Source organism: Sphingobium sp. TomMM7A (genome assembly GCF_055397305.1).
Genome location: NZ_AP027312.1, coordinates 546,989 through 573,139, shown reverse-complemented (window position 1 = coordinate 573,139; position 26,151 = coordinate 546,989). Strand labels below are relative to the sequence as shown.

General features: G+C 61.0%; 19 protein-coding genes and 1 pseudogene. 10 read left to right on the top strand and 10 right to left on the bottom strand.

Annotated features, from left to right (window positions below; all coding sequences use genetic code 11):
• The first annotated feature begins 209 nt into the window (after positions 1–209).
• Complete coding sequence (locus tag ACZ5ZH_RS15350) at positions 210–1,706, top strand: GH39 family glycosyl hydrolase (RefSeq protein WP_464775223.1); 1,497 nt, start codon at positions 210–212, stop codon at positions 1,704–1,706.
• A 4-nt stretch (positions 1,707–1,710) separates the two neighbouring features.
• Here ACZ5ZH_RS15350 and ACZ5ZH_RS15345 read toward each other — a convergent pair whose 3' ends face one another.
• Complete coding sequence (locus tag ACZ5ZH_RS15345) at positions 1,711–5,091, bottom strand: glycosyl hydrolase (protein ID WP_464772893.1); 3,381 nt, start codon at positions 5,089–5,091, stop codon at positions 1,711–1,713.
• Positions 5,092–5,379: 288 nt separating this feature from the next.
• Between ACZ5ZH_RS15345 and ACZ5ZH_RS15340 the strand changes: the two genes are divergently transcribed.
• Positions 5,380–7,029, top strand: coding sequence for a family 43 glycosylhydrolase (locus ACZ5ZH_RS15340; protein ID WP_464772892.1), 1,650 nt, complete (start codon positions 5,380–5,382; stop codon positions 7,027–7,029).
• A 295-nt stretch (positions 7,030–7,324) separates the two neighbouring features.
• Here the strand turns inward: ACZ5ZH_RS15340 and ACZ5ZH_RS15335 are convergent, their stop codons facing one another.
• Positions 7,325–7,921: a TetR/AcrR family transcriptional regulator C-terminal domain-containing protein gene (locus ACZ5ZH_RS15335; RefSeq protein WP_464772891.1), complete on the bottom strand. Its 597-nt coding sequence runs from the start codon at positions 7,919–7,921 to the stop codon at positions 7,325–7,327.
• 249 nt (positions 7,922–8,170) lie between these two features.
• Between ACZ5ZH_RS15335 and ACZ5ZH_RS15330 the strand changes: the two genes are divergently transcribed.
• Positions 8,171–9,967: an FAD-binding protein gene (locus ACZ5ZH_RS15330; RefSeq protein WP_464772890.1), complete on the top strand. Its 1,797-nt coding sequence runs from the start codon at positions 8,171–8,173 to the stop codon at positions 9,965–9,967.
• A gap of 82 nt (positions 9,968–10,049) precedes the next feature.
• Here ACZ5ZH_RS15330 and ACZ5ZH_RS15325 read toward each other — a convergent pair whose 3' ends face one another.
• The 3 genes from ACZ5ZH_RS15325 to ACZ5ZH_RS15315 form a co-directional block, all read right to left on the bottom strand.
• Positions 10,050–10,934 (bottom strand): amidohydrolase family protein, encoded by an 885-nt coding sequence (locus tag ACZ5ZH_RS15325; RefSeq protein ID WP_464773296.1) that lies wholly within the window; start codon positions 10,932–10,934, stop codon positions 10,050–10,052.
• Positions 10,935–10,939: 5 nt separating this feature from the next.
• On the bottom strand, positions 10,940–12,109 hold the full coding sequence (locus ACZ5ZH_RS15320; RefSeq protein ID WP_464772889.1) for an alpha-hydroxy acid oxidase: 1,170 nt from the start codon (positions 12,107–12,109) through the stop codon (positions 10,940–10,942).
• 164 nt (positions 12,110–12,273) lie between these two features.
• Complete coding sequence (locus ACZ5ZH_RS15315) at positions 12,274–13,200, bottom strand: LysR family transcriptional regulator (protein ID WP_464772888.1); 927 nt, start codon at positions 13,198–13,200, stop codon at positions 12,274–12,276.
• Between the two features lie 111 nt (positions 13,201–13,311).
• Between ACZ5ZH_RS15315 and ACZ5ZH_RS15310 the strand changes: the two genes are divergently transcribed.
• From ACZ5ZH_RS15310 to ACZ5ZH_RS15295, 4 genes are all read left to right on the top strand, one after another.
• Positions 13,312–13,863 carry a hypothetical protein gene (locus ACZ5ZH_RS15310; protein ID WP_464772887.1) on the top strand — a complete coding sequence of 184 codons (552 nt, stop codon included), beginning with the start codon at positions 13,312–13,314 and terminating at the stop codon, positions 13,861–13,863.
• A complete protein-coding gene (locus ACZ5ZH_RS15305; protein WP_464772886.1) occupies positions 13,851–14,441 on the top strand; it encodes a thiamine pyrophosphate-dependent enzyme in 591 nt (196 codons plus the stop codon). Before ACZ5ZH_RS15310 ends, ACZ5ZH_RS15305 begins: the two co-directional genes overlap by 13 nt.
• 35 nt (positions 14,442–14,476) lie before the next feature.
• Positions 14,477–15,967, top strand: coding sequence for an aldehyde dehydrogenase (locus ACZ5ZH_RS15300; protein ID WP_464772885.1), 1,491 nt, complete (start codon positions 14,477–14,479; stop codon positions 15,965–15,967).
• A 71-nt stretch (positions 15,968–16,038) separates the two neighbouring features.
• Entirely contained in the window at positions 16,039–16,272 is a 234-nt protein-coding gene (locus ACZ5ZH_RS15295; protein ID WP_464772884.1) for a hypothetical protein, read from the top strand.
• A 56-nt stretch (positions 16,273–16,328) separates the two neighbouring features.
• Here the strand turns inward: ACZ5ZH_RS15295 and ACZ5ZH_RS15290 are convergent, their stop codons facing one another.
• The 3 genes from ACZ5ZH_RS15290 to ACZ5ZH_RS15280 are packed head-to-tail and all read right to left on the bottom strand — an operon-like array spanning position 16,329 to position 19,401.
• Positions 16,329–17,117 (bottom strand): HTD2 family dehydratase, encoded by a 789-nt coding sequence (locus tag ACZ5ZH_RS15290; RefSeq protein ID WP_464772883.1) that lies wholly within the window; start codon positions 17,115–17,117, stop codon positions 16,329–16,331.
• Complete coding sequence (locus tag ACZ5ZH_RS15285) at positions 17,114–18,235, bottom strand: CaiB/BaiF CoA transferase family protein (protein ID WP_464772882.1); 1,122 nt, start codon at positions 18,233–18,235, stop codon at positions 17,114–17,116. The genes ACZ5ZH_RS15290 and ACZ5ZH_RS15285 overlap by 4 nt, the downstream gene beginning before the upstream one ends.
• Positions 18,235–19,401, bottom strand: coding sequence for an acyl-CoA dehydrogenase family protein (locus ACZ5ZH_RS15280; RefSeq protein WP_464773295.1), 1,167 nt, complete (start codon positions 19,399–19,401; stop codon positions 18,235–18,237). Before ACZ5ZH_RS15280 ends, ACZ5ZH_RS15285 begins: the two co-directional genes overlap by 1 nt.
• 337 nt (positions 19,402–19,738) lie before the next feature.
• On the opposite strand from ACZ5ZH_RS15280, the gene ACZ5ZH_RS15275 reads away from it, so the two are divergent.
• Entirely contained in the window at positions 19,739–20,632 is an 894-nt protein-coding gene (locus ACZ5ZH_RS15275) for a LysR family transcriptional regulator (RefSeq protein ID WP_460988384.1), read from the top strand.
• A gap of 100 nt (positions 20,633–20,732) precedes the next feature.
• Positions 20,733–22,139, top strand: coding sequence for an amidohydrolase (locus ACZ5ZH_RS15270; protein ID WP_464772881.1), 1,407 nt, complete (start codon positions 20,733–20,735; stop codon positions 22,137–22,139).
• 80 nt (positions 22,140–22,219) lie between these two features.
• On the opposite strand, the gene ACZ5ZH_RS15265 is transcribed toward ACZ5ZH_RS15270, so the two are convergent.
• Together ACZ5ZH_RS15265 and ACZ5ZH_RS15260 are read right to left on the bottom strand one after the other, a co-directional pair.
• A complete protein-coding gene (locus tag ACZ5ZH_RS15265) occupies positions 22,220–24,160 on the bottom strand; it encodes a TonB-dependent receptor (RefSeq protein ID WP_464773294.1) in 1,941 nt (646 codons plus the stop codon).
• 63 nt (positions 24,161–24,223) lie between these two features.
• Positions 24,224–24,649 (bottom strand): annotated as a pseudogene (locus ACZ5ZH_RS15260) (TonB-dependent receptor plug domain-containing protein); the annotation flags it as partial.
• A gap of 522 nt (positions 24,650–25,171) precedes the next feature.
• Here ACZ5ZH_RS15260 and ACZ5ZH_RS15255 point away from each other — a divergent pair.
• Entirely contained in the window at positions 25,172–25,861 is a 690-nt protein-coding gene (locus tag ACZ5ZH_RS15255) for a TetR/AcrR family transcriptional regulator (RefSeq protein ID WP_464772880.1), read from the top strand.
• The last annotated feature ends 290 nt before the right edge of the window (positions 25,862–26,151 follow it).

The following is a 26,151-nucleotide window of genomic DNA, read 5'->3' as shown; positions in this document are numbered from 1 at the left end:
ATGCTCTCCCCTGGAGGGGCGCTTGTCATTCGTTCGTAAGGCAAATTTGAAAAGGCACGCGGCGGCCAAGGTCCTCCCCATGGCTCAAAAAGTAAACAATAACGTTGCATTTAATAGAGCGAAGATCCATGGTCGGCTCATCAATTTCGGGGAAATTGCCCGTCAAGATGGGCTTGGCTTGCGAGTGGTGAAAATCTATGGATGACAAGATGTGGACGCGCCGTGAATTCTCCGCGATGGGGGGCGCGATGGGCGTGGCGGCTCTGACTTCTCCGGCCTGGGGCCGCACGCCCGACAATTTCATCGATATCGATATCCGAAAAGACGCCGGTCCTCTCGATCATATTTGGTCGCGCTGCATGGGCTCAGATCGTGCTGCCATCACTCTTCGGGAGCCCTGGCGCAAGGACTTGGCGCGGTTCAAGAATGAGGCCGGTCTGCAACGCATCCGTTTTCACGGCATCTTCAATGACGAGATGGGGGTCGGAGCAAATGGTAATTTCCAGAACGTCGATGCCGTATATGATGGCCTGCTAGAACGTGGCGTCCAGCCGTTCGTCGAACTCAGTTTCATGCCCCGCTCGTTGGCAAGCGGGGCGAAGGAATTTGGCTTTTACCGCGCCAATGTAACTCCACCCTCATCGTTGGACAAATGGGCGGAACTCGTCGGGAAGTTCGTCCGCCATCTCGTTCAGCGCTATGGCGCAGAGGAAGTGCGACAATGGTATTTTGAGGTCTGGAACGAACCAAATCTGAAATCCTGGTTTTGGACTGGAACGCAGGAGGAATATTTCGCGCTTTATAAGGCAGCTGCTCAGGCAGTGAAGGCGGTCGATCCTTCTTTGAAGGTGGGGGGGCCTGCAACATCAGCAATACAGTGGATTCCGCAGTTCCTCCAATTCTGTGCACAGAATAATCTGCCGGTCGATTTCGTTTCGACCCATGTCTATCCCGGAGACGATCAGGCCTTGATTTTCGGGAAAGCAGGTCTGCATAAGGAGTATGATGTCGTGCCTGCCGCAGCCGCGCTGGCCCGGAAACAGATCGATGCCACCCGCTATAAGGGGACGGCATTGTGGATCAATGAATGGTCATCCGATAGTCCGGCCATGATCGCCCACGCCATCAAAGAGAGCCTCCCCCACTGCCAGGCTATGTGCCAGTGGCAGATCAGCGGCGAGTATGAAGAGAATATGGTTGCCAACTGGATCTTCAAGGAAGGTCAGAACGGTTGGGGCATGCTCGCCCGGGGGAGCGTGGCCAAGCCGGAATTCAACACTTACAAGCTGCTACATCGGCTTGGCGACCGCAGATTGGCCGCGAAGGGTCCTGCGCTGGCCTCGCGCACGCGGGACGGCGGGTGCGCGGCTTTGGTCTGGAACCTCGCAGACGTCCAGCAGGCCCCGGGCATCCCAGGCGCCAGCAGGGAGCGCCGGATCATCGGCGACCGCAAGACGCTAACCGTTCGGCTGCAGGGCGCCGCTGCCGCCCAAGCCGTCCAGGTCAGCTATGTGGATCAGGAGCGCGGATCTCCTTATCCAGCTTGGCGCGCCATGGGATCGCCGCAATATCCCACCCGCGAGCAGTTAGATACCATTCGCAGGGCAGCGGAACTGGCGGCCCCTGAAAGGATGACGCTAGATGAGCATGCTCAGCTTACGCTCGACTTGCCGCCGGAGGGTGTAGCACTTATCGAGCTTGTCTGAGAGCCTAGGGCATCTGACGCTCCAGCCGTACTGGGCCTATCAACCCCGATGGCGGCACTGGCGTAGAGGCGGTGTAGGGTGTGGCGCCGAAGGGCGTTCCGCCCGGCCCTACTGTGTCGAACACGCTACGCGGCTGCTTGATGCCTAGGCTTGCCGCGTCCTCATGCGTGAAGGCGATCCGTTTCGTCACGCCGGCTTGACGGTCACCAACGACGCGATTGACCCACAAGTTACTGACCCGAACCTCAATCTTGTTGCGCCCGGTCTTCAGCAGGTTGGTAACATCAACGCGGTATGGCGCCGTCCACACTATGCCCGCCGAACGGCCGTTGACCAGCACTTCGGCGACCACCTCAACCGTGCCGAGATCGAGTTGCAAGCGCCCGCCATCCTGCATCCAGGAACGCGGCACCCGGAGCGTCCGGCTATAGTTGGCAGTGCCGGAAAAATACTTCACCCCAGGGTCGACGTCCTTGCTCAGGTCGCGCAACCGGCCGAGTTCGAGCTTTGCCGGTGCGCCTCGGTCGGGCGGGAACGCGATCGACCATTTATCAGACACATCAGCCAGCGGCTGAACGGTTGGGACTGGAAGCTGCTGGCTTTCCGGACCACCGTTGCGGAACATCACAAAGGTTGAGCCGAAGGGGGCAAGCGGGATATCGACCAGAGTGCGGCCCTTCTCATACCGATAGCTTGCAGGTCGTGTCTGGCCGCTTACAGGATCCCAAATCTCTGCGGTCTTGCCCGTCACCCGGAAGGCGGCCACCACCGACTGCGCTTTGTTGTGACTATTCGAGACGAAATAGATGTCGCGGTCCGGTGTCTGGCGATGCCTGAAACGGATTGCGCCGTCCGCCTCTCCGCCCACGATTTCGAAATCGGCCGTTACCCCTTCCGCTGCCAACGGAGCGGCAAGGCTATTCGTTGCGTAAACCTTACCTGCCCCTACCGTGTGAGCGCCAGATGCCATCGGCCAAAGCTCAGTTATGATGGCGCGGACCTGCTCCGGGTCGTCGCTGAGGCTTGGTGAGCCCTGGGGCCTGTCACCCACGAGGATCGCGCCGTCATGGACAAGAGAGCGCAGGCGTTCGAGCGTTGGCAAGGTGAGCCACCGCGTTTGGCCACTCATGTAAAGAAGCCGCCAGGACATGTCGTCCGGCGTAACGAGACGTCCGTCCTTCACCGCGATGCGAGTTTTGAGCGCATCGGCGTTCACATAATCATATTGCAACCCGTCCGGCACGGCAGGTGGATTTTCGCCGAAAAGCCCGGTGATCGAGGCACCCTCGCCGTAGAAGATCGCCACGTCGTTCACCGCATGCCCCTGTTGCAACAGGTACGAGGCGCGACCGAGATAGCTGATCCAGGGGCCTGCCTGTTCCGCCCAGGTATCGTTGCGGTTGAACCAGTGGCCGAAGGGACCGAGCACCAGCCCAGGCGCCTTGCCGATCAGTGGCTGATGCACCGAACTGTGCAGGATGAACCGGTTGATGCCCGCAACCATCATCAGGTCGGCGTCCGGCTTCAACATGCGCGGCGCGATCGACCAGGGCGAGCCGCTGGCGGTCAGCGCTTCGGCGGCGACGATGTTCTGGCCCCAGATATTGGCGACGGAGGCGGATTCGCGGATGTCGGCGAAAGGGCCAGGCTGGAAGACGCCGGGCGTCCGCTTGTGCCAGAATGCCGCCATCGGCACGTCCGCCGACGCCTTCATCTCCATCCCGTCACCCATGGCGGCGGGGCGGCCTTCATGCGATTCGCCGTAGCGGATCATGCCGACCTTGTGCAGTTCGGCAGTCAGGGTGTCGTAATGCTCGGTCTTCAGCAGGTCCTGCAGCGTGCGGCGGAAATCCCACAGGAAACGGTCGCTCGCCTCGGCGCTGTCCACCACATAGCCTGCCAGCACCGGCAGAAACGGCGTGGCGTCGTAGCCGCGCAGGCGCTGGAATTTTTCCAGAATGGCGGGCGTCCAGTTCGCTTCCCCTGCTTCCCAGCTGTCGAAGATCATGTTGGTGACGCCGCCAGCGCCCAACCGCCCGCCGCTCGCCTGACGATAGCGGTCAAGATATTGGGTAATGTAGCTGGTCACGTCCGCGCCGCTGAGCTTGTCCACCTCCAGCCCGGAACCGGAAGGCTGAGCCGGAGCGTTGCGTTGGCCGGTCAGGGAGTAGCCGATGCGCAGGACGGTCCATTCGCCCTTTGGCGGAGTCCAGTCCAAGGTGCCGTCGGGGCGCATGCGTGATGTGAGGTCGACGACCTCCCGCCCGCGGATCGCGCCCTGCCCGCCCGGGGTGGCCAGGGCGTAATAGTCGGACGACAGCGCGAAACCAACCTTGGTTTCCCATGCGTTGACCATCGGGGCACCGCGCAGAACCAGCTCCGATACCAGCAGCTTGCCGCCGGGAGGCCCCGCCATGCTCGCGCCGCCAATCTTGGCTTTGGGACCCGCTCCTGCCGGAACCAGTACCCGAAACCAGCGCGCGGTCGTCGTCGGCACGGTCGCGGTCCGTTGCGGGCCTGCCGTTTCGATCATCCCGACCTGATTCCAGCTGCGGCCGTCATCGCTTGCTTCCAGCCGTGCGCCCGACCCAAGGCCCGCACCGCCGCGACCTCCGAAATGGGCGTAGCTGCCGGTTGCGGTCGTGACCGCACGGACGGTGACGGCGCGACCATAGTCAAATCGCAGCCAGGCATCGCCATCGGGGCCGGGGGTCAACTCCGTGCTTTTCACGACATCGCCGTCGCTCAACATCTGCGCGGTGAAGTTTCCACCGCTGGCGCTGACCGTGGGGGTGGGCAGCTTCGCGCCATTGGACGTGCGGAACGCCACCAGTTTCGCATCGCGGTAGAACGTCTTTACGCCAAGCCCGCTGGCATTGTTCTGAAACAGTCCTGCGGAACCCGGCGGTTGGACGAGCTGGCCGGTGAAGCGTCGTCCCCCGGTGACCTGGGTCTCGCTCCACACATATTTCTTCATGCCCTGTTCGGGTTTGACCCAAGGGCCGCCGCTCTCGCTCCAACCGGGCGAACCGGCGATCCCGATGTCGAAGCCTTTGCGAATGCTTTGCTCCACGGCTTCGCCGAACATCGCCTTCCAGCCATCGCTCATGTAGGGAAGCGGCGTTTCCACCACGCGCGGGGCGCCCAAGTCCACGTCGAAAGCCTGATACCCGCCCAGGCCGATGCGCTCCATCCAGTCGAGGTCGGCGGCGATGCCGGCGGAACTGATCTGCCCACTGTTCCAGTGCCACCACACTCTGGGCTTGGCCGCTAGCGGCGGAGCGCGGAAACCATCAAGCAAGGTGTCCGACGCCAAGGCCGCGTGAGATGTGGTGAAATACAGTGCCGCAGCGCAGGCAAGCTTCAACGCCTCTGAATTTGCCATTTTATTCTCCCTGCATCTTTAGCCGCGCACGCTCGCATTACTGCGCTGCCTCGCCAGATATTTCCAGAAGCAGGCCATACTCCACCGCCGGATTAATGCAACGTATCTGTATACTTATTTGCCAGCCTGGCCTATGCCACGGGGTATCTGACGCATCAGTGGGGTAGTCTTGTGGGAAGTTCGGTACGAAACGGGGCGATATGTAAGGCTCTGCACTGGGTAGCGGCGAGCCTGTCCGTTATGGCGTTGGTCCCGTTCGTCCCGGCAGAGGCAGCAGGCAGGTCGCGCATGGCGACCTATGCAAATCCTGTTGATCTACCCTATCGTTACCAGACGCCCGTCAAGATCCCGCAAATCCAGCTCAAGCTCGGCGAAGCCTATCGGGAAGCGGCCGATCCCACGATCATCACATATAAAGGCCTGTACTACCTCTTCGCATCGCATTCGAAGGGCTATTGGCATTCGCCAGACCTCCAGCACTGGACTTTCGTGGAAGCGAGCGGCTACGCCGTGGACAAGTTCGCTCCGACCGTCGTCGTGATCCGGGACCGGATGTATTTGGCCACAAGCGAAAGTACGCGCCGCATTTGGACGACCGACGATCCAAAGTCCGGGCGCTGGTATGAAGCCGCCGTCATCGAACAGCGTTATGAGGATCCGGACATGTTCCTCGACGATGATGGCCGCCTGTACATGTACAGCGGTCTGGCATCGAAGGGCCCGCTGCGCGTGGATGAGCTCGATACCAGCACGTTCCTCGTCATCAGGACTGCGTACATCCCGCAGTCCCGCGACAAGGATGGCCGCGGGTGGGAGGTGCCGGGCGACAATAATGAAAAACCCGGCGCACCCTCCTTCGTCGAAGGATCGTGGATGACCAAGCATGACGGCCGCTATTATCTGGAATATTCAGCGCCGGGCACTGAGTTCAAGACCTATGCTAACGGCGTCCTCGTTGCGGACGATCCGATGGGGCCATTCGTCTATCAGGATTACAGCCCCTTCGCTGTAAAGCCCACCGGCTTCATTACCGGCGCGGGGCATGGGAACACCTTCAAGGATGCGACGGGACGGTGGTGGCACGCAGGCACCATGACTATCTCGCAGCGCCATATTTTCGAACGGCGGCTGGGACTGTTCCCGGCCCGTTTTACACGGACGGGCGAAGTTCTGTCGGATACCTATCTGGGGGATTATCCGCGTTACTTCAGCGGCAATCGTGACCTGACGGGATGGATGCTTCTTTCGCGCGGCAAGGCTGCCACCGCGTCCTCCACACTGGACGGTTTTCCGGTTGAAAACGCCGTCGATGAGGATTCGAGGACATTGTGGTCGGCGCGATCGGGCGGTGAAGAATGGTTCCAGATCGATCTGGGATCGAAAAAGCGCATCGAAGCGATTCAGATCAACTTTGCCGATCAGGGCAGCCAGGGCCGCGGGATCAGCCGGGATAGCTACCGCTATGTGCTAGAGCTGTCGGATGATGGCCAACGCTGGCGCACAGCTATCGACCACGCCCACGATGGGCGTGACGCGCCGCATGACTATCAGGTGCTGCCCCAAGCGCAGAACGCTCGCTTCGTGCGGCTGCGCAATGTACAGGCGCCGGACGGCGGCAACTTCTCTCTCTACGACCTGCGCGTGTTCGGTAAAGGCACAGGCCGACGCCCTGGGCGCGTATCCGCAGTGAAGGCGAGCCGGAGCACAGCGGACCCCCGGCGCGTGACGGTTACTTGGCAGGCGGCCCCCGGCGCCGAATTTCATATCGTTCGCGTCGGGCGTCGCCCCGATCTGATGAACCAAAATTTTCAGGTCTACGACGGGTTGACGTCGCTGGAGATTGGCAGCCTGAACCTTGGGAAGGGTTATTGCGTCGCCGTCGACGCGGTAAACGAAGTCGGCATTGCGCGCTCGACCTCTACTCGCTGTTTCGACTGACGTTACTGCGCGATGCAGGCGCTGCAGCAACCTGTGGCCAGCGAGGATCGGAAACGCATAATCTGGTCGCCGATTGGATCGCGTGGACGAACGGAATCCTACGTTCGCCGGACCTCTGCCGATCCAACTATGCCGGTTTTAGCAGCACGGCTTGGACGATCGCTTGTGGCCGTCAAGACCTTCAAATCGAGCAAGCGATTTATCCAATCGGATGCGTCTGGACTTGATGGGGTGGTCATCTTCTGGCTCAATCAGTGAGTCCTGATCTTAATAAAGCAGTCTGGCAGTAGACACCCTATTTCTCACGTTCCGCCTTCTGCCGGGTGACCCGCGCGCCTTCAAGGAACAGGTCCACGGCATCAACGGCCCAGTCGCGCCGCTCCTGGCTATCAAGGCTATCTCCCCCCAGGGTCGCAGCGCGGAGGGGCGTGCCAAGCACCATATCCTGAAGCATCAGCATGGCCCGTCGCGGGTCATCGCAGACAAGCTCCCCAGCGTTCACGGCGTCGGCAATCAGCACGAACATCATTTCGCGTCCGGGAAAGCTGGCATCGTTGTCGGCCAGACGGGCGAGTTCGGGAAAACGCTTTGCCTCCCCCATGATGATCGCGGTCATCATCACCATCTTCGGGTCGAGCATCGCATCCAGCGCCTGTATGGCTACCGCGATCAGGCTGTCGCGCAGTGACAATCCTTTTGGAGCGGGCGTCGAGAAACGTTCGCGTAGCAATGCGTCGCTGACTGCGATGAACAATCGTTCCTTACTGCCAAAGCGCGCATGGACCGTTTGCTTGCTCGTTCCTGCCGCCGCCGCGATTGCCGCGATACTGGTCTTGCTAAAGCCCTGCTTGAGGAACGCAGCCTCAGCGGCGGCGAGGATCGCCTTGGTCAAACGCGCCGCCTCTGCGATGCCGGGTCGGCCTCCCCTACGAGCTGTGGGCTTTATGCCCGGCAAAGCTGAATTTGACCGGCTCATCTGATCGCCAATGGCATAAATAACGCGGGCCGGTAAAGCGGGCATGTCGCCCCGGACATGGGCAACTGGTGATTTACTTGACCATCGGACAAGTTTATCTTTATGGCCATGTTTGACTGTCATCACCAATCAGGTGCGGCAGCGCCCAGAGGATGGAGGCGACAGATGGCAAGCCCGATGAACCCCGAAGCGGCCGGATTTATCCCGCCGGACCCTTGGGGGCTTCGCGCGCCCGCGCCGGTGCCGACGTCCGGCGGCGCGATCACCGATTGGGGACTTGCCATTGATGCCCCCCTCCAGATCGACGAACCCGACACGCATGCGTGGCAGGGCGAAGCCGATATGATTGTTGTCGGGCTGGGCGGAGCTGGAGTTGCGGCCGCGTTGGAAGGCCTTGAGCAGGGCCTCTCCGTAATCGCGCTCGACCTGTATGAGGGCGGCGGTTCGACCGCGGCCAATGGTGGTGTCTATTACGCTGGCGGTGGCACGTCCATACAGCAGGAGGCGGGCGTCGAGGACGACGCAAAGCTTATGGAGGATTATCTCCGGTTCGAGGTCGGCAATGTCGTCGCGCCCGATACGCTGCGCGATTTTTGCGAGACAAGCGCCGAGACATTCGAGTGGCTGCGCCGACATGGCGCGCCGTTCAGCGCCGCCCTATACTCTAAAAAGACATCCTATCCGCCGCTCGACAAGTTTCTCTACCACCCCGATAGCAGCCTTGCTGGACCGTTCCGCGATTTTACCCGACCGGCGGCGCGCGGGCATCGCACGGTGCATCGCAACGGCAAGAACCCCTTCGGTCTTGGCGTAGGCGTTTATGGGCCACTCAAGGCGGCGGCACTTGCGCGCGGGCTGGAATTCCATTCTCATGCCGATGTGCGCCAGCTCGCGCTGGACAGGGCGGGCCGCGTCATAGGCGTTCGCGTCGAGCGGCTGGCCGATCCTGCCATACGCGAACGACATTCGAAACTCGTGGCCAAGGCCAACAAATGGCTCTCCATGCTCCCCTCGACGCTGCCGGGCGCACAGGTTACGGTGTCGATCGGCTACAGGCTCCTCCGCAAGGCGGATGCTCTGGCGTCCTCTGCGCGAAGCAGCGAGTGGCTGCGCGCCCGCAAGGGCGTGGTGCTGAGTGCGGGCGGCTTTATCTGCAACAAGGCGATGGTGCAGCATTTCGCTCCGCACGTCGCAGCGGCACTGCCGAACGGCACGCTCGGTGACAACGGCAGCGGCATCATGCTGGGCGTATCGGCAGGCGGGGAAACCGGGCTGATGGAGCGTGTGTCTGCCTGGCGGTTCCTCTCACCGCCGCAGGCATGGGGGCGGGCCATGGTCGTCGATGGTGAAGGATGCCGCTATGTGAACGAGACATGGTATGGCGCGCGCATCGGCGACGGGATGGTCGAGCGACATGGGGGACGCGCCTACATCATCATGGATCGTAAGCTATGGCGGCAGTCGCTCAAGGACGCATTCGGTGAAGATGTGCTGACGTTCCAGCGAGATATCACCCTCATCAACGGTCTGTTCGGCGCGAAAAAGGGCGCCACGCCGGAGGCGTTGGCTAAAAAAATGGGCTTTTCACCGGCCCGCTTCGCGGAATCGTTGGCGGCCTATAATGGCGCCGCGCGCGGCGAGACGCCGGATGCGTTTCACAAGGTGCCCGAGGAAATGGCCGAACTGGCCACAGGCCCCTTCTATGCGGTAGACGCCTCGACCGACGCGCGGCTGTTTCCCTTGTCCTGCATGACGGTGGGCGGTCTGCGGGTGGATGAGGCCAGCGGCGCGGTGAAGGCATTGGCGGGCGGGGTCGTACCGGGGCTGTATGCCGCCGGGCGCACCGCCATCGGCATCTGCTCCAATCTCTATGTGAGCGGTCTCAGCTTCGCCGATTGCATATATTCCGGTCGTCGGGCAGCGCGCGCCATCGCCGGTGGAAGATTACAGAAGCTAGAGTGATGAGGTGGCTGCGCCTATACCAGCTCTTGCTCCCGTAATCACCGCAGTCTTGCCACTCAGGCGCGCCATTATCGGGACCTTTTCAGAAGCCGTAGAAACGTGCCGGATTGTCCACCAGGATGCGGTTGCGCACCGTTTCGTCGGGCACCCACTCGGCGAGCAGGTCGAGCAGTCCCGATACCGTGGGCATTGGCCGCCATTGCGCGACATGGGGCCAGTCTGATCCCCAGACGCAGCGATCCTGGGCGGCGGCTACCAGCGCCTGTGCGAAGGGGATGGAATCGCGATAGTCCGGCTGTTCCGACATGCGGAATGCGTCGGAAATCTTGACCCATCCGCCGTCGGCGACGAGTTGGACCAGCGTCTGGAAACCCGGATGATCGATGCCCGCTGTGTAAGGGATGTGCCCCATATGATCGATGATCCAGGGACAGCGAAGACGGGCGATGCGCGGGGCGAGATCCATGAGGTTCCGGCCGTCGAGCAGGAGTTGGAGATGCCAGCCCATCTCGCAGGCTAGCGCATCGAACCGCTCCAGATCCTTGAATCCTATTCCTCCGCCGTAGAGTCCCCCGCCATCGCGGATGAAGTCGTTGAGACGAAGTCCGCGCACACCCGCCCCATGCGCCTCGGCATAGGCTCGGCCGGGTAGATCGGCGGGCATTACAGCAACCCCGCGCAGCCGCTCGCGATGCGCGGCCAGCGTGTCGAAGAGCAGGCGGTTGTCCGTGCCATGCACACTGACCTGAATGAGGACGCCCTTGGCGAAACCCACAGCATCCAGCATCGCAAGATACGTCTCTGCGCTGGCGGGCGGCGGGGTGTAGGACCGCTCCGGCACCAGCGGATATTCGGGCGGCGCGCCGATGACATGGCAATGCGTGTCGATCGCGCCTGCGGGCATCACGAAGCGGGTTGGCGAGCTCTGCTCAGCTGGCGGGCCGGGGCAAGGACGCGGCTGGCTGATATCTGTCATATGGCTGCTCCATCCGTACGGTGGAGATAGTCCGGCCCAAGCTCATCGAGCGAGTTGGTGCCGAGGAGTGCCATGTTCCGGTCGATCTCCGCACGGAGCAGCCCGATGGCGTGGCGCACCCCCGCTTCCCCATGAACCGCCGCAGCATAGAGGAAGGGACGGCCGATCAGCACCATGCGCGCACCGAGCGCAATGGCCTTCAATATGTCGCTGCCGCGCCGGAAGCCGCTGTCGATCAGGACGGGCATGTCACCTGCGGCGGCGACGGCGGCGGGCAAGGCGTCGAGCGTGCCGATGGCGCCATCGAGCTGCCGCCCGCCATGGTTCGACAGGATGATCGCGTCCGCGCCAACGCTGCGGGCCAGCCTTGCATCTTCGGCGTGAAGCAGCCCCTTTATGACCAGATTGCCGCGCCAGCGGTCCCGAATATATCTGATGCCGTCCCAGGTCAGCCGGTCGCGCTGTCCGAAACTGCGCTCGGCATTGCGGGCGATCACGGGCGCGCCGCGTGTCGCGCTGGAATTTTCGAACGCTGGCATGCCGTGGCGGATCAAGGTCGGTGCAAAGGTCCCGAGCAGCCAACGTGGGTGCAACAGGCCATCCAGCGCCAGCCGAAGCGAGGGTTTGATCGGCGTGGAGAAACGTTCGCGGATCAAATTTTCGCGATTGCCCAGCACCGGCACATCGACGGAAATGACGAGCGTTCCGAAACCTGCCGCCGCAACCCGGTCGATCACGCCGTCGATCCAGTCGCGGTCAGCAGGAAGATAGGCCTGGAACCAGCAGGAGGGCGAAACGGCGCGCACCTCCTCAAGCCGGATGAGCGATGTTGCGCTGAGCAGCATCGGCACATTTTCGGCATGGGCGGCACGTGCGAGAGCAATGTCTCCGCGCATGGCGACCAGCGCGGACAGCCCCATCGGAGCTATGCCGAACGGGGAAGACCAGTTCTCACCGAACAAGGAGGCGTGCTGGCTGCGGCCCGCCATGTCCCGCAAAGCGCGCGGGACGAAAGTGACGCGGCGCATCGCTTCCCGATTGGCCGATACGGTCAGATTATCCTCACATGCCCCCGCGACATAGCCGAACAACGGGCGTGGCAGATGCGCGTACGCAAGGGCTTCATAGTCGCCAAGCGAAAGGACGCCTGCTGCCTTTCGCTTCATCCGGGCCGATGGCTCGGCTTGCCGCCTATTCAACCCTGATCCTCCCCATATTCTCATGTTCCTGCGTCGCGGCAAAATAGCTCCACAGTGGCGTTCATAGTCATAGAACAGCTATCGCCACCTATGCCGGATCGATATGTCCGAACCGCGCTGGCACCAGAAAATCAATATTGCAGCTGCGCCTTCCAGACGCCGCTATCCACCAGATGCTTGATCTCTTCGCGCACCAGCCGAACGATGATTTGCGTTGAACGGGTCAACTGCTCCTCTCGGGGCATGCCGAGCACCAGCTGGCGAACAACGGGCGGATTACCGATCGGTGCGTAGCGCAGGATGCCAGCGTCGACTTCCCGGTTCAAGGATGAGAGCGGCAACACAGTGTAGCCGAGACCAAACTCAACCAGCTCTTTGAGCACCAGGAACGAGTCTGCTTCAAATCGAACATTGAGTGGCACGCCGACCTTGCGCGCCGCGGCCTCCACGATCAGGCGAAGGCCGTGCGACTGGCTAGGCAGCACGATGGGGAGCTTGACGAGTTCCTGTACAGGGATTCGCGTCGCGGGATCGAGGTCGGAGGAAGACGGGCCTACGAGCACCAACTCCTCATACAGCATTTCCGCGACGTTCATCTGGAAATCCGAAGCCGGGCCGTACAGAAGCGCGACGTCGATCTCCCCCCGTTGCAGCCAGTCGATGAGGTGCCCTGCATAGCCCTCGACGATCCGCAGCGATATATTGGGCGCCTGCTCCGCGACACGGCGGGCAAGCCGCCCGGCCAGAATATAGCTGACCGTAGGCGGAACCCCGAGGGCGATCTGGCCGCCCCCTTCCGCCGATTGGTTCCGTATATCGTCAAAGGCCTGCCGGACCTGCCGTACCGGCCCTGCGATATGCTGGCGCAATTCCTCACCAGCCGGGGTGAGCTGCATGCCCCGGCGGTGGCGGTAGAAAAGCGGCGTGCCAGCCTCTTCCTCCAAGATGCGCATCTGGCGGCTGAGGGCAGGCTGGGCAATCCGCATCCTGTCAGCTGCCCGGCTGAGTGATCCGAGTTCAGCGATTTTCAGGAAATGTTCAAGCCGCCGGAAGTCCACCTGCTCACACCCTTTTTATCATGCCTAACCGACATAGCTGGACGCGTAGATTGTTCCTATTGGTTTAGCAAATCCGGCAATAGGCTTTGCGAAATCCACTTCGAGGACCGCATGTCAGCCATTAGCGAGACGGAAACAGGGGCGCATGCCGACTCCCCCTGGGCACCGATAATCTTTGACGCCTTGCAGCAGGCAAATATCCGGCAGGTCAGCTATGTTCCGGACGCAGGCCATGCGCGCCTGATCCGCATGTGCAGCGCTGCCGAGAACATGAAGAGCGTTGTTCTTACTACCGAGGAAGAGGGCATCGCTCTTTGCACCGGCGCATGGCTTGGCGGGGAGCGCAGCGCTCTCCTCATGCAGTCGAGCGGCGTTGGCAACTGCGTCAACATGCTCTCGCTGCTGGCGAGCTGCCGCGTGCCGTTCCTGACCATCGTCACGATGCGCGGCGAGTTTCAGGAATTCAATCCGTGGCAGGTGTCGATGGGCCGTGCGACGCCCGCCGCGCTTGAGATCATGGGCGTCACCACCATCCGCATCGACCGGCTGGAAGACCTTGCCCCCATGATGGCCTCCGCCGCCATCATGGCGTTTGAAAGCGATCAGCCGATCGCCATCCTGTTGTCGCAAAGCATGCTGGGAGCCAAGAAATGGCTGAAGTGAACCGTCTCCACCGCCGCGCGGCCGTGGCCGACCTGCTCGCCGATCGCAAGGATATGCTGGTCGTCACTGGCCTAGGTTCGCCGACCTACGATGTCTTTGCAGCGGGCGACCATCCCGGCAACTTCTACCTCTGGGGCGCGATGGGCGGCGCGGCGCTGACCGGGCTTGGCCTTGCCCTGGCGCAGCCGGATCGTCCGGTGACGGTCGTCACTGGCGATGGCGAGCAACTGATGGGCATTGGCGGACTTGCCACCATCGGCGTACAGCAGCCGAAGAACCTGTCGATCGTCGTGCTGGACAACGGCCATTATGGCGAGACGGGCGGCCAGATGAGCCATGCGGGCGCAGGCATCAACCTGGCCGAACTGGCGCGCGTCTGCGGCTTCACCGAATGTTTCGAGATCACGGACGAGGCTGGCATTGCCCGGGCGCGTGAAGCGATCGGCACCATCGGCGAAGGGCCGCGCCTGATCGTCATCCGCATTGTCCATGAAGAAACGCCGCGTGCCCTGCCCGCGCGCGACGGTGTATGGCTGAAGGCGCGCATGCGGGAGCATCTAGGCTTTGGGCCAAACTGAAGCAGCAGCCCACGTCGGCTTGGGGAGAATGTGTGATGGCTGATGATCTGGTCCGGTTCCGCAATCTGCTGGCGGGTAACGTGCGCGACGCAACGGGCGGCGAATGGCTTGAGAGCCTTGATCCTGCGACGGGTGAGGCATGGGCGCTTATCCCCCGTTGCACCTCTGCCGACGTCGATTCAGCGGTGGAGGCGGCGCGCACCGCCTTCCGCTCGCTCGAGTGGCGCGGCCTGACAGCAACCGCGCGTGGTACCCTGCTCTACCGCTTTGCCGACATACTGGCTGAAGAAACCGAGCGGCTGGCGCAGATCGAGACCCATGACAATGGCAAGCTGATCGTGGAGATGCGCGCGCAGCTTGGCTATCTCCCCGCCTACTACCGCTATTTTGCTGGTCTGGCCGACAAGATTGAGGGCCATGTCCTGCCCATCGACAAGCCGTCGATGCATGCCTTCACCCGCCTCGAGCCGCTAGGCGTGATCGCCTGCATCACGCCGTGGAACTCTCCGCTTTTGCTGCTTGCGTGGAAGCTGGCGCCGTTGCTGGCGGCAGGCAATACGGCTGTCATCAAGCCGTCCGAACATGCCTCCTGTTCGACCCTCGCCTTTGTCGAGCTGTTCGAACGCGCGGGGTTCCCGGCGGGCGTGGTCAATACCGTGACCGGCCTGCCCCAGGAGTGCGGCGAGCCCTTGGTCAAGCATCCCGACATTGCCAAAATCGCCTTCACCGGAGGCGAGCCCGGCGGCATTGCGGTCTATCGCTCCGCTGCCGAAAACCTGAAAAAGGTTACGCTGGAACTGGGCGGCAAGTCGCCCAACATCATCTTCGGCGATGCGGACCTTGAGCGCGCAGTCTATGGCGCGGTGTCCGGCATATTCGCGGCATCGGGTCAAACCTGCATCGCGGGATCGCGTCTGCTCGTGCAGCGCGACGTCCATGACGAGGTGGTGGAGCGCCTGATCGCCTTGGCAGGCACGGCCCGTATCGGCGATCCGAAGCTTGCCGATACGCAGGTCGGGCCGGTGACAACCCTCGCCCAGCGAGGCAAGGTGCTCGATCATATCGCAAGCGCGCGCCAGTCAGGCGCCGAATGCGTGCTGGGCGGCGGCCAACCCACCGTTGCAGGCTTGGAGGGTGGCTGGTTCGTGCAGCCCACCATCTTCACCGGCGTCACCAACCAGATGCCGATCGCGCGCGAGGAAGTGTTCGGGCCGGTGCTCGCCATCATCCCGTTCGATGATGAGGAGGAGGCGCTGTCGATCGCGAATGACAGCCCTTATGGTCTCGCCGCTGGGGTATGGACGCAAGATATCGGCCGCGCCATTCGCATGTCGGAACGGGTCGAAGCAGGCACCGTCTGGGTCAACACCTATCGCGCCGTCAGTTTCATGGCGCCCTTCGGCGGCATGAAGCGCAGCGGCATCGGGCGCGAAAACGGGCAGGAGGCGATGGACGAATATCTCCAGACCAAGAGCGTGTGGATCGACCTTGGCTCGCCCGTGTCGAACCCGTTCGTCATCCGGTGAGATGATGAAAATCACGGAAGCCTTGGCGAACTTTTGTGCCACCGTCTCGATTTCTTCCCTCCCGCCAGAAGTTGTCGAGCGCACCCCCCCTCCTCCTGCTCGACCTCATCGGCAGCATCGCGCGCGCGCGCGGTGAGGCGGCGGTAGCCCCACCCTTGCTCGCAACGGTGGCCGCAATGGGCATGGGCAATGGCACCGCGAGAGTGTCTGGTGATGCGGCGGCCTATGCCCCCGGCGGGCGCAGCGTTGCTCAATGGCGCACTCGTGAACGACAAGGCGGACGCGCTCGCCACGGCTGCACTTGATCTCGCCTCTCTACCGGATGTTGGAGGGCTGACGAATCTGGCGGCATAGGATAGGGCTATCGGGCTTCCACCCGCGCCTGCATGGCCAGCCCGCCCGCATGATCAATCGCCATCAAGTCGCCGCCCGACAGCCCCAGCGTGAATGGCTCTCCCGCAAAAATCGGCCGCTGCGCGCGGAAGGAGAAGCTCACCACCTGCGCGGCCGGGGTGTGGCGCAGGAAATGATCCATCAGCAAGGTCGCAATGAAGGGGCCATGGACGACCAGCCCCGGATAGCCTTCGACATCCCGAGTGTAGGGCAGGTCATAATGAATGCGGTGCGCATTGAAGGTGAGAGCGGAGAAGCGGAAAAGCTGCACAGGATCGATCGTGACAACACGCGTTACGGGCGGCGCAGGAGTCACCCTTTCGGGCGGAAGAGGAGCCCCATTCCGCCCGGCTTCGCGATAAACGATGTCCTGCTCTTCCTCGACGCAGACTTGGCCGTCCACCTTCAACAGGTGACGCAAGGTGACGAAGCGCATCCGCCCCGATCGCCCCTGCTTGTCATTGACCGCAGTCGGGCTGGTCTCCCGCTCCACTTCTCTGCCGAGCAAGATCGGCGCAAGGAAGCGGACACGGCTGCCCGCCCACATCCGGCGCGGCAGGCCATCATCCTCCCGCAGCGGATGACCGTCCGGCCCGATACCGGACTGCCGCGTATCAGGCGGAAACAGCAGCCAATGGGCGAGCGGCGGCAATTCTCCCGCCCGCCACGGCGGCGTCTCATGATCGAGCAGCGCGGCAAGCAAATGTGCCTGACGGGCGGCGGCTACGTCCCTGCGATGTTCCACCACTTCGCTCACATAAACTCCGCGCGGATCGCTTCATCATCGCCACCCAATGCCGGAACCGGCAGCGCCACCGCTTCCTCCCCATCCCATCTTATAGGCGAGGCTGGCAAGGCGACTGGCCCCGTCGGCGTTTCGGCGGTAACGCGGCGAAGCTGGCTGTGCCGCGACAGGCCGTCGACGCCGTTCAGCCGCGCCCACGCGGTGCCAGCCGCTTCCAGCCGGGCGATCAGCGCTTCCGGCATTTCGGCTGCAAAAACACGGCCGACCAGCGCATCCAGCTCAGGGCGATTGGCGCAGCGCAGCGTGTTGGACGCATAGCGCGGGTCAGTCGCAAGGCTCGCGTCGCCGAGTACCGTGGCGCAGAATTTCGCCCATTCCCGCTCGTTCTGGATCGACACCACGATCTGCGATCCGTCCGCCGTCGCAAAGGCGCCATAGGGCGTAATCGAGGGATGCTTCAGACCAGCGCGCGACGGAGCCTTGCCGCCATAATCATAATGCAGCAGCGGCACCGTCATCCAGTCGGCCAGCCCGTCGAACAGAGACACGGCGATGCCCCGCCCCTTGCCCGTCTGCTCCCGCTCGATCAGCGCCTGGAGGATCGCGGCATGCGCGTTCATCCCGCAGGCGATGTCGGCGACCGACACGCCCACGCGCGCGGGATCATCGGCCGTGCCGGTGATGCTCGCCAGCCCGGCTTCGCACTGTATCAGGAAGTCATAGGCCTTCATCCCCGCCGCTTCGCCGCTTTCGCCATAGCCGGTGATGTCGCAGGTGATGAGGCGCGGATAGCGGGCGCGCAGATCAGCCGATCCGAACCCCGATCGCGCCGCCGCACCGGGCGCAAGATTCTGGACGAACACGTCCGCCTTCGACAGCATCCGTTCGACCAGCGCCGCGTCGGCCGGGTCCTTGAGGTCAATGCGCAACGACTGCTTGCCACGGTTGAGCCAGACGAAATAGGCGCTCTCGCCATGGACGACGGAATCGTAGCCGCGCGCAAAATCACCCTCCGCGCGCTCCAGCTTGATGACTCGCGCGCCAGCCTCGGCAAGGCGGCTGGTGCATAGCGGCGCGGCCACCGCCTGCTCGAGCGAGACGACCAACAGGCCTTCGAGCACCTTTCCCATCAGAAGCTCTTCGGCAGGCCCAGCACATGCGTCGCCACATGGCTGAGGATCAGGTTCGTCGAGATGGGCGCAACCTGATACAGGCGGGTTTCGCGGAACTTGCGTTCGATGTCATATTCTTCCGCGAAGCCAAAGCCGCCATGGGTCTGAACGCACATGTCGGCGGCAAACCAGGATGCTTCAGACGCCAGCATCTTAGCCATGTTCGCCTCCGTGCCCGGCTGCACGCCCGCATCGAACAACGCTGCCGCTTTATCCACCATGGCAGCGGCGGCGGTCGTCTGCACATAGGCGCGCGCGATCGGGAACTGGATACCCTGATTCTGACCGATCGGACGACCGAATACCGACCTGTCCTTCGCATAAGCGCTGGCGCGGTCGATGAAGAAGCGCGCGTCCCCGATGCATTCGGATGCGATCAGTATGCGTTCGGCGTTCATGCCCGACAGGATGTAACGGAAGCCCTTTCCTTCCTCGCCGATCAAATTCTCCGCTGGCACCCGCAGATCGTCGAAGAACAGCTCCGTCGTCGCATGGTTCAGCATGGTCCGGATCGGCCGGATGGTGAGGCCATTGCCCACCGCCTCGCGCATGTCGACCAGCAGCACGCTGATCCCGTCGGTGGGTTTGGCGCATTCCTCGCGCGGCGTCGTGCGCACCAGCAGGACCATGAGATCGGAATGTTCAGCGCGGCTGATCCAGATCTTCTGCCCGTTGACGACATAGTCATCGCCGTCTCGCTTGGCGAATGTCCGAATGCGGGTGGTATCAGTGCCGCTCGTCGGCTCGGTGACGCCGAATGCCTGTAGGCGCAGTTCCCCCGACGCGATCTTGGGCAAATAGCGCGCCTTCTGCTCCTCCGACCCATGCCGCAGGACGGTGCCCATCGTGTACATTTGCGCGTGCGCCGCACCGCCATTGCAGCCTGAGCGATGCACCTCTTCCAGTACCGCCGTCGCCGCAGCCAGCCCAAGCCCCGAGCCGCCATATTCTTCCGGGATGAGGACAGATAGCCAACCCTCGCTGGCCAGCGCGGTCACGAACTCCGTGGGATAGCGCCGCTCAGCATCCAGCTCCTGCCAATAGGCTCCGGGGAACCGCGCACAAAGACGGCGGATGCCATCACGAATGTCTGAAAACGTCTCTTCCTGTGCGGCAGTGCCCATTTCAATCCCGATAAATGCGATTTTGTAAGACACTATCTGCCATCGGCCTACGCCGAAAAGTACAGAAATCGCACTGAGCTATGCAAAGCCTGTATGCGAAAGCGGATAAACGACGACCAACTTACGGAAGCCACCTTGGCTAAAGCCGTCCCCGGCCAAGGCCTCGCCAAACGGGGAAGGTCGATTACCAAAGCGGGAGTGGCAACGCCATTCCACATCCTGCTATTGAGCGGTCAAATTTCTGATCGCAACGATTTCAAGCCACAAACCAAGGAGCGCCGACTTTGGCAAAACCATTATTAAGGTGCCGGAATGGTAGGGCGAGAGGCAAAAGTCGATGAAACTTCATCAATTGCGCGCGCTAGCGGAGGTTGCCAGGGCCGGAAGCATCCAGCGTGCAGCGCGCGCCATGCATGTTTCGCAGCCCGCACTGAGTAAATCGATCCGCGAATTGGAGCGCCAGCTCGGCGTATCGCTAGTTGTCCGCAATGTGCAGGGTGCCACCTTGACACCTTTTGGTGCAATCCTGGCAAAACGCCATGACAGCATTCAGAAGGAGCTGGATAAAGCCCATGAGGAAGTCGACTGGCTGAAGGGTACGCTGGGAGGGCGGTTGCTGATCGGCATTTCACCGCCGATTGCAGGCACGAATATCGCGGACGTATTTGCTAGCTTTCGCGAGCGCCAACCGTCTGTGGAACTGACTTTGCTAGAATTGAGACCTGCACATATTTTTGATGCGGTGCGCAGCGGAACACTCGATCTCGGCATCGTCCACCATTATGGCAGTTTGGATCTCGCGGGTCTGCAATACGCTGCGTTGAGAAGCTATCCGACGATGCTGGCGGTTGGAGGACAAGGCCCTATACTGCCCGAGACAATCGACCAGCTGATGGCGCTTGAATGGATCACCGGCGACTTGGCCGACTATCATCACGGATATATCCCCGTCCTCGCCGACCGGCTGGGCTGTAATGTTCCAAAGCGGATTTCCCGTTGCACGTCTATTGCAGTTTACTTCAAGCTTGCAGAGCAACAGGCGCTCATCAGTCATTGGGCCGATATCAAGAATGCGCATCTTGATCACAGGTTCGAGAGTGGCGCGCTGACCAAGGTTGATCTCGGCATTGACCTGCCTGAAATGCATATTGCGCTTATTCAAAGGGACGAAGAGCTGCTGACACCCAGCGGCGCGCTGTTGGCTAAGGCCATCCGCGCGTCCCTGCAATAGCGCTATCACTCCAGGTTATAGGGATGAACAGACGATAAGGGCGCGGTTCGGCGGGCACGGCTATGTTGCTCTGCATCCATAATCAGAACCGGAGGAAGCTATGAAGCGCATCGCCGCTCTCACCACCTTGACACTGCTGCTCTCGTCGGCGGGAGCCCTTGCGGAGACGACCGCCATCCCCAGGGTCCCAGACCCCAACGGCGGTGGAGACAACAAAGCAGTGATTGACCGGATGCTGGAAGGCGCAATGCCCCGGTTGGAAGCGCTTTATCGCGATATCCACCAGCATCCTGAACTTGGCTTCCAAGAGCGCAGAACGGCGAAGTTGCTAGCCAAGAAAATGCGCGCGCTCGGCTTCGACGTGACAGAGAATGTAGGCAAGACAGGCGTAGTCGCCATTTACCGGAATGGACCCGGGCCGGTGACACTGGTGCGAACTGAAATGGACGCATTGCCAATGGAGGAAAAGACGGGACTTACTTTCTCCAGCCGCGCAAAGGCTGAGCTTGATGGCAAGCAGAGCTTCGTAGCGCACAGCTGCGGCCACGATGTACACATGGCGTGGTGGGTCGGCACAGCGCAGGCGCTGGTTTCGATAAAGCATCGATGGCGCGGCACATTGCTCTTCATCGCCCAGCCCGCCGAAGAACCATTGGGTGGCGCCAAGGCAATGTTGGATGACGGCCTCTTCTCCCGCTTCCCCAAGCCGGATTATGCGCTAGCGGCGCATGTTGGCGGCGGCTTGCCGCTTGGCGCAGTCGTGATGAAGGATGGAGTCATCCTATCTGCGTCCGACGCGTTGGAAATCACCTTCAACGGTCGTGGCGCGCACGGATCGGCGCCCAGTTCGTCCATCGACCCGATCGTCATGGGCGCGCATTTCGTCAGCGACGTACAGACAATTATCAGCCGACAGAAGGAAGCGGCGACGTTTGGCGTCCTCACGGTCGGCGCTTTTCACGCAGGCAGCGTCGGCAACATCATCCCGGACACAGCGACGCTCCGACTTAGCCTGCGCTCCTTCACGCCGGAGGTGCGCGCCCTCCTGCTTAGCGGCGTGGATAGGACCGCGCGTGCGGTGTCGCTCATGGCAGGCGCACCGGCACCAACGATCACCCAGCTGAACGGAACGGCATCAACGCTCAATGATGCCAGCCTCATGGGCAAGATCGCACCCATTTTGAAGGCTGCATTCGGCTCTGGCGTGATCTCGATCCCCGCCAGTGCCCCTGGCTTTTCCGGTAGCGAGGATTTTTCCGAATTCGCTGCAAGGGGCATCCCCTCCGCCTATCTCATGGTCGGAGGCGACCGGCCCGAAACACTTGCCGATTATAAGGCGCGCGGGATGGCGCCGCCCACCAACCATTCGCCACTCTATGCACCGGCAGCAGCGGCAGCGATCCGCAATGGCGCAACGGCGCTAATCCTATCGGTGCTGGCCCTGAACGGCGCTACAAATCCCCGAACCGTTCCGCTGGCGGTTTCTGCTCTCATGGCTCCCGACTAGAATCGGAGGGCCAAAATGGAGAAACGGATGTTCGGCTCGAAGCGCCACCGGCCCCATTGGGCGATGGCGCTTCGCCTTACTCAACTACCGAAATGATATCGGATCGATACGCCGTACATTCGGGGCTCCCCATATATGTAGGAGTTGAAGCCATTCTGATAGGATGCGCCCTGGCTACTGATGATATACTTTACGTTGGTAAGGTTGGTTGCGAACGCGCCGAGGTCAAAGTTCGATCCTGCGACATTCTGCCACTGCAAGTTCATGCTGAGCAAGCCATAACCATCTCCTGGGCCGCACTGGACTGACCCGGCATAGGCACCGGAATTCAGGCGGGGGCAGTTTCCGCCGATATAGGCGAACGGTTCGTCGACCGGCGCCTTGGAAGGCGACGTGTATTGAGCGTCGATATAGGAATAGGTAGCGGAAATGCTGACCTTCCCGATGGACTCATCCAGCGGCAAATCCACCCTGCCGGTAATGCTGAACTGGTTCTTCGGCGTGAACTGGAAAGGTATGCCAGTCAGGACGCACTGGCCCGTTGCGCCATTGAACGGAACGCCCACGCCGCAATCGAAGCCGGGCGGCAGGCCGAAGGCGGGAATGCCGTCAGGAAACAGCGATGGCGTTGCATATTTGTCATATTTCGCAGCGATGTGCGAATAGGTTCCCGATAGCGTGAGCCAGCTAGCGGGCCGCAACTCGCCTTCGAACTCCACACCCTGGATATGTGCTTTCCCCGCATTGCTGGTCTGCGCGCCAAAGACCTGTTGCCCATTATAGAAATAGGCGGTTCCGCCTGTCCTCTGCAGATCCTTATAATCCGTGTAGTAATAATTGATATTCGTGCGGATCGGAATGCTGCCGATGTGCCAATCGGCTTTTATGCCTGCTTCATAAGCCGTTACGAATTCGGGCTGGAACGAGCGTAGTTCAGGGGCGGGCGTTGCAGTGCCCACGCCGCCTGTCTTGTATCCACGACTGACCTTTGCGTACAACAACACATTCTTGTCGACATTGTAGTCGAGGCCCGCTGTCCAGTTTGGCGCCTTGAATTTGGCGCTCGATGACGTAACCGGAGCGTCAGGGAGGCCGAAGTTTGAGAAGGCCGTCAGCTTGTCCCATGTATAGCGATAGCCGACTGTCAACCGTAGTCCATCAAGACTGTCAGAGAAACTGCCGAACGATAACGTTCCCTGCGCATAAAGCGCTTTGCTGTCTGAACTTTGACCTCTTCTTGTCGGATTAGACGCGCTGACAAGCTGCGGACCTGTCGGCTTAACATTCTGGTAGTAAGCGCCTACCGTGAAGTTGAGCGCGTCTTCACCCAAATTGCCTTGAATCTGAGGTTCGATCGAATATTGGCGTGCGTCAGTGTAATAGTTATATTTCGAAAATCCACCGGGACTAATCTCATCCCCCCCGATCAAAGTTCCGCCTTGTGCGGATGGCGGCCTGTGATCGTCGGGATAGCCGTCACCATCAAAAGGCGCGCTGTTCTTCAGATGCTGATAATTGGCGATGTTGCGGAAGGTCAAAGCATCCGTGAGTTCTGCCGAAAAGATATCTGTCACGGAGAAATAGCGCGTGCGTTCGCTAAAGAGCAGTGGGCTAAGGGCTACCGAACGGATTCCGCGATCAATCTGTTGCTGCAGATATGTGCTGAACGGCAGCCCCGTTTGAGGATCGACACCGGCGGGAACGGCGTTGAGCACCGTCCCGGTGCCATGTTCCTGAACGCGAGCGAAGGTCGCAAGAAGATAATTCTCAATCCCGTCCGCCGGGCGCCAAGTCAGTCCTGCGCGGAATGAATAACGGTTGCGATTGTCCAAGTCTGTGTCAGTGGTGATCTCGTGCGTGAAGCCGTCCCGCTTTTGATAAATGCCGGCGACACGCAGCAAGAGTTTGTCTTCAACAATTGGCACGTTGACAGCACCGCGCAATTCGATCGAATCGTAATTGCCATATTGGATCTGGCCATAGCCTTCGAGCCGATCGGTTGGACGCTGCGGCTCGAACAAGACGGCGCCGCCTGTCGTGTTGCGGCCGAACAGCGTGCCTTGCGGCCCGCGCAATACCTGCAGGCTGGCGAGGTCATAATAATTGAGGCCACCGCCATTCTGCGCATTATTGCGCTGATCGGCGATGATCGGAACCTCGGCCGAATAGAGCACCACGCCTGGGGCTGCATTGAAAGTCGCGCCTTGGCCACGGATGGTCACGTTCTCGCTATTGCGCTGCTGGCCAGAGCCGCCGACAACGAGCGACGGCACTTGTCCGAGCAAGTCCTGCGTGTTTGAAATATTTCGCTGCGTGAGCGAGCCAGCATCAAAGGCCGTGGCAGAGATCGGGACATTTTGAAGCCGTTCGGCCCGCCTGCGTGCCGTCACGATGATTTCCGACAGACCGGAGGCCGCAGGACCGCTTGCCGCTGCCGTGGGCTCACCCGGTCCCGTCGACGTCTGAGCAAAGGCCGTTCCAGCGCAGCCTGCGAGAGCTACACTCCCCATCAAGGTTCGAATGAGAAATAAGTGTCGCGCAATCATGGAATCTCCCCTTTTTGTTTAGTGATATTTTTCAAAAATTTCGCAATTGTCGAATGGACAGCATAGTTACGAAGTTAATCGTCAATTCATAGATGCAGAAACTCATGCCATGAACCAAAATGGTTATGACTTGAATCACGTCAGTATTATCAACCTATAATCGCGTTTCGAAACTCATCTCGCCGATATAGAACTCAGTAAGATCATTCCGAATCGGAGATAGAATCACCCGAGGAGACACTTTTCTTTCTAACTCCCCGGGATATCGGCTCCTTTCCTCTACCTCCCCGCTGAGCAACATGCGCCCGCGTCAAATACTTGGTGGATGACAAGGTTTTGTCAATGGGGAAAATCAGGTGCCCCGGACAATCGTAAGGGAGCAGCGCGATTCGGTCGTCTCACCGCGAGACGCCCGGGTCGCTTAATCTATTACCCCATTTCCGTTTCGTCGGTTGATCGCCGCCCAGCCAGAGATATAAGCGGCCCATGAACGATGACCGTATTGGAACCAAGCGCCGGAAACCTGGCGTCTATTCGCGCGGAGCCGAAACGGTGAACGCCATCCTTAAGGCGGCGCTGCATGTATTGGTCGAGGAAGGCGCCAGCGCCTTTACGCTCCAACGCATCGCCACCGAATGCGGCTTGAAAGTCGGACACGTCAATCATCACTTTCCGCGCAAGGAGCTGTTGGTCGAGGTCCTGCTCGACGAGATTCTTGTTGCGGGCGAAACCCAGGTCAACGGAGCGATGGAACAGCCCAGCCTTTCCGCAGAGGATGGGTTGGCGCGATTGATCGCCCATATTCTTGATGACGTCAGCACGAAGCAGACCGCGCATCTGTTTACCGAGCTTTGGGCCATGGCCAACCATAACAAATTGGTGGCGGATAGGCTGGGAGCACTGCATCGCCATGTCCATCAGATGATCACCTCTTTCGTGGAGCGGTTGAACCCCGCGTTGAGCCATGAGGATGCAGCAGTGGTAGCCATATTCATATATGGCGCGACGGATGGAATGACGATGTTTTCGGGCTTTGGGCGGCCATGGGCATCCGACATGCCCGGCGTCAAGAATATCGCGGTCAAGGGCTTGGTAGAGCTAGCAAAAACGATCACTCCGCGAGACATATCGAAACTCCCCAAGACAGGCGCTAAATCCCCGGCCAAGCAGGGCTGACGCGCAGGGCGCCAAACGGAAATGGGATGACCAGAAACACGGCCTTTTCAGGCCTGCCTTTGCGTGCGTGTGAGAAATGCGCACTGCTCAAAAAACGGTCATTGACAAAACTTGGTGATTGCCAAATATTCAGGCCATGCTTCTGACGACGGAATTGCCCGGCGGCAGGAGTCGTAGTTTCACGACGCAAGGCGAAAGTAGGCACCGCAGCCAAGCTGTGCATCGGCTGCAATTTCGATCGTCCTCATCGTTAGATGGATGAACTGAAGAAAGATGTTCCGGGCAATAGA